This is a genomic window from Lentibacillus amyloliquefaciens, from assembly GCF_001307805.1.
Classification (GTDB): Bacteria; Bacillota; Bacilli; order Bacillales; family Amphibacillaceae; genus Lentibacillus; species Lentibacillus amyloliquefaciens.
Genome location: NZ_CP013862.1, coordinates 2,549,989 through 2,562,598, shown reverse-complemented (window position 1 = coordinate 2,562,598; position 12,610 = coordinate 2,549,989). Strand labels below are relative to the sequence as shown.

Here is a 12,610-nt window from a genome sequence, read left to right as displayed (position 1 = left end):
GGATGCTACATTAGTATGAGTGAAAAACCCTGTGATGGGGTGGTGCGGTGAATAAAAAAGTGGTGTTGGCATGCACGATTTGTGCAAGCCGTAATTATACGACAGGCAAACAAGCAAACAGCCCTGAGCGGTTGGAAGCACGCAAATATTGCAGGATCTGTGGCGGCCATACATGGCATCGTGAGACAAAGTAGCCGGTATTCTTCGGTAATAGTGGAGGGGACAGACGTGAAACTTGGTAAGTTCTTTAAAGACGTAGCAAGAGAGATGAAAAAGGTCTCTTGGCCAAAAGGACGTGAATTAACAAGTTATACCATCACTGTGCTGACAACAGTCGCTTTTGTAGCTGTATTTTTTGCAGTGATCGACCTTGGTATTTCGCAAGTCCTAAATTTATTTTTTTAATCGCATTTATTGAATAAACAGCCTGGAAATATGCTATAATGGAATATGATATATTTTGATTAAAAACCCGGAGATGTCGGGTTTTTTAATATGGGCTGATTTTTCAGTATAATTAACTATAAGCTATAAAATAAGGGAGGGAAGGGCAAGTTAATTTGTCCTGTTCAGATGGAAAAAAACTGGTATGCTATCCATACTTACTCCGGCTATGAAAATAAGGTGAAAACCAACTTGGAAAAGCGCGTAGGCACAATGGGTATGGAAGATAAGATCTTTCGGGTGCTTGTTCCGGAAGAGGAAGAGACAGAAATTAAAAATGGCAAAAAGAAAACCGTTAAGAAAAAATTCTATCCTGGTTATGTGCTGGCAGAGATGGTGATGACAGATGATTCGTGGTATGTTGTGCGCAACACACCCGGCGTAACCGGTTTCGTGGGGTCAAGCGGCCATGGAACAAAACCGACATCACTCTTGCCTGATGAAATCGATTTTGTACTGAAGCGAATGGGCATAAATGAAAAAGCTCCAAAAGTTGATTTCGAATTGAAAGAGAATGTCCAGGTTACAGACGGTCCATTTAGCGGTTTCACTGGTACAATTGAACACATCGATGCTGATAAACAGAAAGTGAAAGTTCATGTGAATATGTTCGGACGAGAAACGCCGGTTGAACTGGAGTTTCCGCAAATCGAAAAACTGTAAGATTTTGTTGCTTTTGACACAAAACCCCTAAACTGCGACGGGCTTTGAGTGCTATGACACCCGCTCCTGAAATCAATACTGGCACTGTGTCATATCATCTATCAACAGGGAGAGTTTAAGAGCAACAAAAATTTATGAAAAGAACCTTATGAAAAAATGCCTTAGTAACAAGATGTTTTAATAAAAACACAAATTACCCTTGCATAATTTGATAATACATGCTAAAATTTTTTTGTTATTTACCTCCCCGAAGCAAAAGGGGGATTGGTAATGTTGAGTGGGAGGGGACTACCCCTATTACCACATCACGGACTTTAAGGAGGTGTGTCTCGTGGCTAAAAAAGTTATTCAAGTTGTTAAATTGCAGATTGAAGCCGGAAAAGCGAACCCAGCCCCGCCTGTCGGACCTGCATTGGGTCAAGCCGGTGTAAATATCATGGGATTCTGTAAGGAATTCAACGCAGAAACGCAAGATCAGGCTGGTACGATTATACCTGTTGAAATCACAGTATTTGAAGACCGTTCATTTACTTTCATTACGAAAACTCCGCCTGCAGCTGTATTGCTGAAACAAGCAGCCGGGATTGATACTGCATCTGGTGAACCAAGCCGTAGTAAAGTTGCATCCGTTAAGCGTGATCAGGTACAAGAAATTGCTGAAACAAAAATGCCTGATTTGAACGCTGCTGACTTAGATGCTGCTATTCGCATGGTAGAAGGTACTGCACGCAGTATGGGCATTTCAATTGAAGACTGATGCCAGTTGAAACATTAATCAATACAGGTTGCGTTAATGGATTCCGCATTCGCAACTTTTTTCATGAAAATGCCAAAGCCTTTTTGTTCTGATGGAAATCCGGCCATAAAGACCGGATTTTTGAACAAAGCGCAGCGCATTTTTAAGTGGGAGGTCTTACCGCTATAAACCACAACCTGAGGAGGAAACAAAATGGTTAAAAGAAGTAAAAGATATCAAGAAGCTTCTAAGCTGATTGATCGCTCAAAATCATATGATGCCGAAGAAGCTGTTGCTTTGCTGAAAGAAACAGCAAAAGCAAATTTTGACGAAACAGTTGAAGCTGCATTCAGACTGGGCGTTGACCCTAAGAAAGCTGACCAGCAAATCCGCGGCGCTTTTGTTTTGCCGCACGGAACCGGTAAAACCCAGCGCGTATTGGTATTTGCTAAAGGTGATAAAGCAACAGAAGCCGAAAATGCCGGCGCAGACTATGTTGGCGAACAAGATTTGATCAACCAAATCAACCAAGGCTGGTTTGAATTTGATGTCGTTGTTGCGACACCTGACATGATGGCTGAAGTTGGTAAACTCGGCCGCGTACTTGGGCCTAAAGGTCTTATGCCAAACCCTAAAACCGGTACCGTAACATTCGAAATTGAAAAAGCGGTTAATGAAATCAAGGCCGGTAAAGTTGAATACCGTGTTGATAAATCCGCAAACATCCATGTTCCGCTTGGAAAAATTTCATTCGATAATGAAAAACTGGTTGAAAACTTTGAAGCGATTGCTGATGCACTTGTTAAGGCGAAGCCACAGGCATCAAAAGGTGTTTACATGCGCAATGCTTCAATAACTTCCACGATGGGACCTGGAATAAGAGTGGATGTTTCACCATATCGCAACTAAGAGACAAGCAGTACTCAAGTCTAGTCGGCAGTCAGCACAGTTCGTTTTAGATGAGTGAAATTCACCGGTTGACTAATGCACGATGATTGGGTAAAATGATTTGAGTCAAAAAATAAATACGTTATACCGTAGACAGCAGGTGCAGATGATGCTTAATTTCCTGCCGAGGTGTTTTGATTGATGATACCAGATTCTTTAAAAGCGGGTTGTCATTTGTCATAAAGCCTCCATGTCTCTATTGGGGGCTTTATTAATAGATACGGTATGATAAACATCAATAGGAGGTGGAATGATGGCTAACAGCAACATTGTGGAACAGAAAAAACAGCACGTTCAAGATATTGCAGATAAATTCCGTAATAGCCAATCAACGCTGCTCGTCGATTACCGTGGACTTGATGTCGCTGAGGTAAGCGAATTGCGTAAACAGCTGCGTGAAGCAAATGTCGAATTTAAAGTATACAAAAATACGATGACACGCCGTGCAGTTGAAGCTGTCGAACTAAGCGACCTTTCCGAAACACTGGTCGGTCCGACTGCAGTCGCATTCAGCAACGATGACGTGATAGCTCCGGCTAAAATTTTGAACAACTTTGCTAAAGAGCATGAAGCTCTTGAGATTAAAGGCGGCGTCATTGAAGGTGAGATTGCTTCACTGGAGCAAATCAAAGAACTTGCAGACCTGCCAAATTACGACGGTATGGTGTCAATGCTGCTTAGCGTACTGCAAGCACCTGTACGTAACTTTGCATATGCAACAAAAGCTATTGCCGATCAAAAAGAAGAACAAGGCGCATAAATTGATTGCCGGATAGACCGGCATGACGACTAAAAATATATTTTGAAAAACGGAGGAATAAAAATGGATAATCAGCAAATTATTGATGCGATTAAAGAAATGTCTGTTTTGGAACTAAACGATTTAGTAAAAGCAATTGAAGAAGAATTCGGTGTAACAGCTGCAGCACCGGTTGCTGTTGCTGGCGGAGACGGCGGCGGAGAAGCCGAGGAAGAACAAACTGAATTTGACGTAGAGCTTCAAGATGCTGGAGCTTCGAAAATTAAAGTTGTTAAAGCAGTTCGTGAAATCACCGGTCTTGGCCTGAAAGACGCTAAAGAACTGGTAGACAACGCGCCTAAACCAGTTAAAGAAGGAGCTTCTAAAGAAGAAGCTGAAGAAATCAAAGGCCAGCTTGAAGAAGCAGGTGCGACTATAGAACTTAAGTAATCTGACTGGAAAGCTCGTCGGCACACCGGCGGGCTTTCTATATATTTGTTTTTGTCACATCTCTCACAAAGCAGGTGCTATCAATGTCCGATCATTACTTTTCTCAGAACCCCCAATCCAAAAGTTCACCAAAGATATGGCAATATAAACTCAGAGGTAACCATTTTACATTTGAAAGTGACGAAGGTGTATTCTCCAAAAATGAAGTGGACTATGGCACGCGTATGTTGATTGAACGTTTTGAAGCGCCGTCTGTCAGAGGTGATCTGCTCGATCTCGGCTGCGGTTACGGACCGATTGGGCTTGCTGTTGCGACGTGCAATCAGGACCGCGAAGTCATGTTAACCGATATTAATCAGCGTGCGGTTGAATTGGCACGCAAAAATGCACAGCACAACGGCGTTGAAAATGTTGAATTTGTTTTAAGTGACCGACTGAATAGTCTTAGCAACCATTCATTTGCTGCGATTATGACCAACCCCCCGATCAGAGCCGGCAAACAGAGCGTCCACCAAATGTTTGCGGAAAGCTATGCAGCTCTCGTGGAAAACGGAAGTTTGTGGGTTGTTATTCAAAAGAAACAGGGCGCACCTTCTGCTATAAAAAAATTGAAAGAATTGTTCGGAAATGTTAGAGTTGTTGACCGCAGTAAAGGTTATTATCTATTAATGATGACGAAATGATTGACCACATAAGATTCTTATGGTAATATAGTAAAATGCTAACATGGACTTCCTTTGTCAAGAGGGGATTTCGTGCTATATAACATGTATAAATCACTGGTAATAGGAGACAATGGTAGAACTGACAATTATAAGACTGGGTTTTAGTGTCTCTTCTGCATGTTCTTTTTCCTGCAGATAAACCGGTGTTTGAGTTTTGCGGCCAATCTTGCTGCAAAAAGTTGTTCAAATATATTTTTAGTTCGTGTTCAAAAGGAGGATAAAGTGAAACTTCATTCAGCGGAATGAATTTTTCCGTTGAATATTAGTTGAACAGAATCGGGCATTTATGGTCAGTTAGCCGCCGGTTTTTGGCGGGTTACTGAACATTATATGCGGGAAAAAAAGACCGAGAAGTTCAAGGTGGCGTCGTTACGAGCGACGGAATGCATGCTTTTAAATACATGAGTAGCGGAGAAACAAACCAACGAAGGAATTTGACGTGTCATTTTTATCGGACTTTTTGAACAATTTCTTTTAGGCAGTAGTACGTGTGCTATTGTTATTTTGCATCTATACAGTACACAGCCATTGGTTATAAAAAGGAGCTGATATCATGATATCAGTTTGTTTTTTCTAAATATATGAGTCATTTTTCACAGCAGGATGAAGTGAATAGTCTATGAAAAATGCTTGATTTAAGGGGTGAAGCAGTTGACAGGTCAACTAGTTCAGTATGGACGGCACCGCCAGCGCAGAAGCTATGCACGTATTAGCGAGGTGCTGGAACTGCCAAATCTAATTGAAATTCAAACCGCTTCCTATGATTGGTTTCTAAGGGAAGGTTTGCGGGAGATGTTCCAGGATATATCCCCGATTGAGGACTTCGCGGGTAATTTATCACTGGAATTTATTGATTATAGTCTTGGTGAACCAAAGTATCCCGTCGAAGAGTCAAAAGACCGGGACGTCACATATAATGCCCCGCTTCGTGTGAAGGTTCGTCTGATTAACAACGAAACCGGCGAGGTAAAAGAGCAGGAAGTATTTATGGGAGACTTCCCGCTGATGACTGATACCGGCACGTTTATCATTAATGGTGCGGAACGTGTTATTGTTTCGCAGCTTGTACGTTCTCCAAGTGTCTATTATAACGAGAAATACGATAAGAATGGCAAACGCGGCATAACGGCCACTGTCATTCCAAACCGGGGCGCATGGCTTGAAATGGAAACAGATGCCAAAGATGTCGCCTATGTAAGAATTGACCGTACGCGTAAATTGCCGATAACGGTGCTTTTGCGTGCGCTTGGGTTTGGTACAGATCAGGAAATCATCGATCTTATCGGTGATAACGAATACCTTAAAAACACACTTGAAAAAGATAATACAGAAACAACGGACAAAGCACTCCTGGAAATATATGAACGGCTCAGGCCGGGTGAACCGCCAACTGTAGAAAATGCGAGGAGTCTCTTGATTTCACGTTTCTTTGATCCGAAACGCTATGACCTGGCACGTGTTGGCCGGTACAAGATGAATAAAAAACTGGATATTAAAAACCGGTTGTTCAACCAAGTCTTAGCTGAACCAATTGTCGATCCTGAAACAGGAGAAGTTCTGGCACAAAAAGGCGACAAGCTGGAACGCAAATTACTTAATAAAATTATCCCTTATCTTGAGAATCAGGATGACATGGCCGCCGAAAAGCACGTTGATACAAATCAAGGCGTTCTTGATGACCCGATTCGCCTGCAATCCGTGAAAATTGTTGATCCGACAGATCCTGATGGTGAACGGGAACTTGATGTGATTGGCAATGCTAATGTTGATAGAGACGTCAAGCATATCACCCCTGCTGATATTCTATCGTCTATCAGTTATTTCTTTAACTTGCTGCACCGTGTGGGTGGAACAGACGACATTGACCACCTTGGAAACCGGCGTCTGCGTTCTGTCGGCGAATTAATGCAGAATCAGTTCCGCATTGGCTTGTCACGTATGGAACGCGTTGTGCGTGAACGCATGTCGATTCAGGATACATCAAGTATTACACCGCAGCAGCTGATTAATATACGGCCTGTTATTGCTTCCATTAAAGAATTCTTCGGGAGTTCGCAGTTATCACAGTTTATGGATCAGACTAATCCGCTGGGTGAACTGACGCATAAGCGACGTCTTTCAGCTCTTGGACCCGGTGGCCTGACGCGTGAACGTGCCGGATTTGAAGTCCGTGACGTCCACTACTCGCACTATGGCCGTATGTGCCCGATTGAAACGCCTGAAGGCCCGAACATTGGCCTAATAAACTCGCTTTCCAGTTATGCGAAAGTTAATGAGTTCGGGTTTATCGAGACACCTTATCGCCGCGTCGACCCTGATACCGGCAAAGTAACAGGTGAATCAGATTACCTGACAGCAGATGAAGAGGATAACTACATTGTTGCACAGGCTAACGCCCAGCTGAACGAGGATGGCAGCTTTACAGACGAAGAGGTCATCGCCCGTTTCCGAGGCGACAACACAGTTGTGCCACGCGACAAGATCGATTATATGGACGTCTCGCCAAAACAGGTTGTGTCTGCTGCAACGGCATGCATTCCCTTTTTGGAAAATGACGACTCCAACCGTGCCCTGATGGGTGCAAACATGCAGCGGCAGGCTGTTCCATTGATGGATCCTCAAGCCCCGTTGGTCGGAACAGGCATGGAATATGTATCAGGCAAGGATTCGGGTGCGGCAATTATTTCCCGTCATGAAGGCATTGTGGAACATGTGGAAGCGAAAGAAGTTCGCATCCGCCGCGTTTCTCAAGTCGACGGCAAAGAAGTGCAAGGCGACCTTGAAGTTTATCGTATGCAGAAATATATCCGTTCCAACCAGGGAACATGTTATAATCAGCGTCCGATTGTCTCGAAAGGCGACCGTGTCACACAAGGTGAAATCCTTGCTGACGGCCCTTCAATGGAAGATGGCGAATTGGCACTGGGCAGAAATGCTCTCGTCGGATTTATGACATGGGAAGGCTATAACTATGAAGACGCGGTCATCATGAGCGAACGTATGGTGAAAGATGATGACTTTACGTCAATTCATATTGAAGAATACGAATCAGAAGCCCGTGACACAAAACTTGGTCCGGAAGAAATCACAAGAGATATTCCAAACGTCGGTGAGGATGCCCTGAAGAACCTTAACGAGGAAGGGATTATACGTATCGGTGCTGAGGTTTCCGATGGTGATATTCTGGTAGGCAAGGTAACACCTAAAGGCGTAACTGAGCTGTCAGCTGAAGAACGGCTGCTTCATGCTATCTTTGGTGAAAAAGCACGCGAAGTCCGCGATACGTCATTAAAAGTACCACATGGTGCCGGCGGTATTGTACTGGAAGTGAAAATCTTCAACCGTGAAGATGGCGATGAGCTGTCCCCGGGTGTGAACCAGCTGGTACGTGTATATATCGTCCAGAAACGTAAGATTTCGGAAGGGGACAAAATGGCGGGAAGACACGGAAACAAAGGTGTTATTTCCAAAATTCTGCCTGAAGAAGATATGCCTTTCCTGCCTGATGGAACGCCGATTGATATCATGCTTAACCCATTGGGCGTACCGTCTCGTATGAATATCGGGCAGGTATTTGAACTGCACTTGGGCATGGCAGCACGGGAGCTTGGTTTGCATATGGCAACACCGGTTTTCGATGGTGCCAATGAAGAAGATGTCTGGGAAACACTGCAGGAAGCAGGCATGGCACGGGATGCCAAATCAGTCCTTTATGATGGCAGGTCCGGTGAACCGTTTGATAATCGTATTTCCGTTGGTGTCATGTATATGATTAAACTGGCACATATGGTCGACGATAAGCTGCACGCTCGTTCAACCGGACCGTACTCGCTTGTTACCCAGCAGCCATTGGGTGGTAAAGCACAATTCGGCGGCCAGCGCTTTGGCGAGATGGAAGTCTGGGCACTTGAAGCGTATGGTGCTGCTTATACGCTCCAGGAAATTCTGACAGTCAAATCAGATGATGTTGTGGGACGTGTCAAAGCCTATGAATCAATCGTTAAAGGTGATAATGTAACTGAGCCTGGCGTGCCTGAATCATTCAAAGTTCTGATTAAAGAACTGCAAAGTCTCGGTTTGGACGTTAAAATGCTCTCCAGCGATGAGTCAGAGATCGAGATGCGGGAGCTTGAAGAGGAAGAGACGCAAACTGCAAGCAAGTTAAACCTGGAAGGTGAAGAAAACTGATATTTTCAGGGCTGATGATAAAGATCGGATTAAATGAAACCGGCCGAAGAGCTGGTTTCATGATCCGGCAAATTCGCACACTAATAAGGGAGGTAGACCCTTGCTGGATGTAAATAATTTTGAGTATATGAAAATCGGGCTGGCTTCATCAGAGAAAATTCGCTCATGGTCCTATGGCGAGGTAAAAAAACCGGAGACAATTAACTACCGTACTTTAAAACCGGAAAAAGACGGGCTTTTTTGTGAGCGAATCTTTGGACCGCAAAAGGACTGGGAATGTCATTGCGGCAAATATAAGCGTGTACGCTATAAAGGTGTCGTTTGTGACCGGTGCGGTGTAGAGGTTACAAAGGCCAAAGTCCGCCGCGAACGCATGGGTCATATTGAACTCGCAGCACCTGTATCCCACATTTGGTATTTTAAAGGTATTCCAAGCCGTATGGGTCTCGTACTGGATATGTCCCCGCGTGCACTGGAAGAGGTCATTTACTTTGCCGCCTATATTGTGACGGAAACCGGAGATACGCCACTGGAGAAAAAGCAGCTGCTTTCTGAAAAAGAGTATCGTGCCTATTACGAAAAATACGGCAATACATTTAAAGCACAAATGGGAGCAGAAGCTATCCGCAAACTGCTGCAGGATATTGACCTTGAAAAAGAAGTCAACACATTAAAAGAAGAACTGAAAACAGCACAAGGCCAGCGTAGGACACGTGCTATCAAACGGCTGGAAGTATTAGAGTCATTCCGCCACTCAGGCAATGACACAGGCTGGATGGTACTTGATGTGCTGCCAATTATCCCGCCGGAAATCCGCCCGATGGTTCAACTTGACGGTGGACGTTTTGCGACATCAGACCTAAACGACCTTTATCGCCGTGTCATTAACCGCAACAATCGTCTGAAGCGCTTGCTGGACCTTGGTGCTCCAAGTATAATCGTTCAAAACGAAAAACGTATGCTGCAGGAATCGGTTGATGCACTGATTGATAATGGCCGCCGCGGACGTCCGGTGACCGGACCGGGAAATCGTCCATTAAAATCGTTGTCCCATATGCTGAAAGGGAAACAGGGCCGTTTCCGTCAGAACCTGCTTGGTAAGCGTGTCGACTATTCCGGTCGTTCCGTTATCATTGTCGGACCAAGTTTGAAAATGTACCAATGCGGTATCCCGAGAGAGATGGCATTAGAACTGTTTAAGCCATTTATCATGAAGGTTCTTGTCGAAAAAGGATACGCTCATAATATTAAATCAGCGAAGCGTAAAATTGAACGAGTCCATCCGGAAGTATGGGATGTTCTCGAGGAAGTGATCAAAGAACACCCGGTTCTCTTAAACCGTGCACCAACATTGCACCGCTTGGGCATTCAAGCGTTTGAACCAGTCCTTGTTGAAGGTCGTGCGATTCGTTTGCATCCACTCGTTTGTACAGCATATAATGCTGACTTTGACGGTGACCAGATGGCAGTCCACGTACCACTTTCAGCAGAGGCGCAAGCTGAAGCGCGTGTTCTGATGCTCGCTGCACAGAACATCCTGAATCCTAAAGATGGAAAACCAGTTGTTACGCCATCACAGGACATGGTTTTGGGCAACTACTATCTGACTCTGGAACGCGAGAATGCGGTTGGCGAAGGAAGCCGGTTCAAAGATACAAATGAAGCACTGATGGCTTACCATGATGGTTATGTACACTTACATTCACGTGTCGCAGTTAAGACTTCGAGCTTGAATAAAAAAACATTCACAGCCGAACAGCAGGATCAAATGCTTATCACGACAATCGGCAAATTAATCTTCAATGAGATTTTGCCAGAGTCATTCCCATATATTAATGAACCGACAACGTACAATCTGGATATCGAAACGCCGGATAAATATTTTGTAGAACATGGTGCAGATATCAGTGAAGAAATCAAAAAACGTGATTTGATTCTTCCGTTTAAGAAAGGCATGTTGGGCGACATTATCGCAGAAGTCTTTAAACGGTTCAAAATCAGTGAAACGTCGAAAATGCTTGACCGCATGAAAGACCTTGGATTCAAATATTCCACAAGAGCAGGTATGACTGTCGGTGTATCTGACATTGTCGTGCTGAAGGAAAAAGAAGAGGTTCTGAATGAGTCTGAAAACCAAGTGGATAAAATATTAAAACAGTACAGACGCGGTCTTATTACAGACGATGAGCGTTATGACAGGGTTATCTCAATTTGGTCGAAAGCCAAAGACGATATTCAGGAACGCCTGATGAAATCACTGGATCCACGCAACCCAATCTTTATGATGAGTGACTCAGGTGCACGGGGTAACGCATCAAACTTCACACAGCTTGCCGGAATGCGCGGTTTGATGGCAAACCCTGCCGGTGAGATTATGGAATTGCCGATCAAGTCCAGCTTCCGTGAAGGTCTGACAGTACTGGAATACTTTATTTCAACACACGGTGCGCGTAAAGGTCTTGCTGATACAGCGCTGAAGACAGCTGACTCGGGTTATCTGACACGCCGGCTTGTTGATGTGGCACAGGATGTCATCATCCGCGAAGATGACTGTGACACAGATCGTGGCTTGACAGTATCAGCCCTGAAAGACGGCACAGAATTGATTGAACCGCTGCTTGACCGCTTAATAGGACGTACTGCCTTTGAAACCGTGCGTCATCCTGAAACGGGCAGTGTAATTGTTGAGAAAAACAAAGTAATGTCAGAAGAACAGGCCAAACAGATCGTTGAAGCAGACATTGAAGAGGTTATCATCCGTTCTGCATTCACATGTAACACAAAGCATGGTGTCTGCAAGAAATGTTATGGTCGTAACCTTGCTACCGGCGATGAGGTCGAAGTCGGTGAAGCAGTCGGCATTATCGCTGCACAATCCATCGGTGAACCCGGTACACAGTTGACAATGCGCACCTTCCACACAGGTGGTGTTGCAGGAGATGACATCACACAAGGTTTGCCGCGTATTCAAGAGCTGTTTGAAGCGCGCAATCCAAAAGGTCAGTCAGTGATTACTGAGATTCATGGTACCGTTCAGGAAATAAAAGAAGTAAAAGACAAACAGGAAGTTGTCATCAAGGGCGAAGTGGAAGAACGGTCATATCCTGTTCCATACAATGCCCGCATGAAAATTACTGAGGGCGATGAGGTCATTGCCGGTCAGGAACTTACAGAAGGCTCGGTTGATCCGAAAGAGCTGCTGCGTGTACAGGGCATCGAAGGCGTACAGCAATACCTGCTGCAGGAGGTACAAAAAGTTTACCGCATGCAGGGGGTTGAGATTGGTGACAAACACGTCGAAGTGATGGTACGGCAAATGATGCGCAAAATCCGCGTCGTTGAATCGGGTGACACGGATGAATTGCCAGGCTCACTTCTGGAAATTCACCAGTTCAAGGATGCCAATCAGCCTGCATTGCAGGAAGGGAAACAGCCTGCAATCGGTAAGCCCGTCTTACTCGGTATTACAAAAGCATCACTGGAAACAGATTCATTCTTGTCTGCTGCATCCTTCCAGGAAACAACGCGTGTCCTGACAGATGCTGCAATTAAAGGCAAGCGCGATGAACTGCTTGGACTTAAAGAAAATGTCATTATTGGCAAACTGGTTCCAGCCGGAACAGGTATCGGACGCTATCGCAGGCTCGAAACAGACGCTGACGAACCAGAAGAAGAAAGCACCGAGGATCCGGAAGAGACCGAAACAGTTTATTAAAT

Annotated in this window: 10 protein-coding genes and 1 other annotated feature; all 10 genes read left to right on the top strand. The window is 44.6% G+C overall.

The annotated features are described in order from the left end of the window. The first annotated feature begins 47 nt into the window (after positions 1-47). The 10 genes from rpmG (at position 48) to rpoC (ending at position 12,608) form a co-directional block, all read left to right on the top strand. A complete protein-coding gene (gene rpmG / locus AOX59_RS19270; protein WP_082684206.1) occupies positions 48-194 on the top strand; it encodes a 50S ribosomal protein L33 in 147 nt (48 codons plus the stop codon). 34 nt (positions 195-228) lie between these two features. Continuing rightward, on the top strand, positions 229-405 hold the full coding sequence (secE, locus tag AOX59_RS12935) for a preprotein translocase subunit SecE (protein WP_082684205.1): 177 nt from the start codon (positions 229-231) through the stop codon (positions 403-405). Positions 406-573: 168 nt separating this feature from the next. Then, positions 574-1,107, top strand: a complete 534-nt coding sequence (gene nusG, locus AOX59_RS12930) for a transcription termination/antitermination protein NusG (RefSeq protein WP_068446147.1) — start codon at positions 574-576, stop codon at positions 1,105-1,107. A gap of 331 nt (positions 1,108-1,438) precedes the next feature. Further along, positions 1,439-1,864 (top strand): 50S ribosomal protein L11, encoded by a 426-nt coding sequence (gene rplK, locus AOX59_RS12925; protein ID WP_068446145.1) that lies wholly within the window; start codon positions 1,439-1,441, stop codon positions 1,862-1,864. A gap of 192 nt (positions 1,865-2,056) precedes the next feature. Beyond that, on the top strand, positions 2,057-2,752 hold the full coding sequence (gene rplA / locus AOX59_RS12920) for a 50S ribosomal protein L1 (protein ID WP_068446142.1): 696 nt from the start codon (positions 2,057-2,059) through the stop codon (positions 2,750-2,752). 108 nt (positions 2,753-2,860) lie between these two features. Continuing rightward, positions 2,861-3,013: a sequence feature (ribosomal protein L10 leader region), on the top strand. Positions 3,014-3,044: 31 nt separating this feature from the next. Continuing rightward, positions 3,045-3,551, top strand: coding sequence for a 50S ribosomal protein L10 (rplJ, locus tag AOX59_RS12915; RefSeq protein ID WP_068446139.1), 507 nt, complete (start codon positions 3,045-3,047; stop codon positions 3,549-3,551). A 63-nt stretch (positions 3,552-3,614) separates the two neighbouring features. Further along, the gene (rplL, locus tag AOX59_RS12910) at positions 3,615-3,980 is read left to right on the top strand and encodes a 50S ribosomal protein L7/L12 (protein ID WP_068446138.1); all 366 of its coding nucleotides are present in this window, start codon (positions 3,615-3,617) and stop codon (positions 3,978-3,980) included. An 83-nt stretch (positions 3,981-4,063) separates the two neighbouring features. After that, on the top strand, positions 4,064-4,663 hold the full coding sequence (locus tag AOX59_RS12905; protein WP_068446136.1) for a class I SAM-dependent methyltransferase: 600 nt from the start codon (positions 4,064-4,066) through the stop codon (positions 4,661-4,663). 693 nt (positions 4,664-5,356) lie between these two features. Next, positions 5,357-8,893: a DNA-directed RNA polymerase subunit beta gene (gene rpoB / locus AOX59_RS12900; RefSeq protein ID WP_068446134.1), complete on the top strand. Its 3,537-nt coding sequence runs from the start codon at positions 5,357-5,359 to the stop codon at positions 8,891-8,893. A 100-nt stretch (positions 8,894-8,993) separates the two neighbouring features. Further along, positions 8,994-12,608 (top strand): DNA-directed RNA polymerase subunit beta', encoded by a 3,615-nt coding sequence (rpoC, locus tag AOX59_RS12895; RefSeq protein ID WP_068446132.1) that lies wholly within the window; start codon positions 8,994-8,996, stop codon positions 12,606-12,608. Positions 12,609-12,610: the final 2 nt, after the last annotated feature.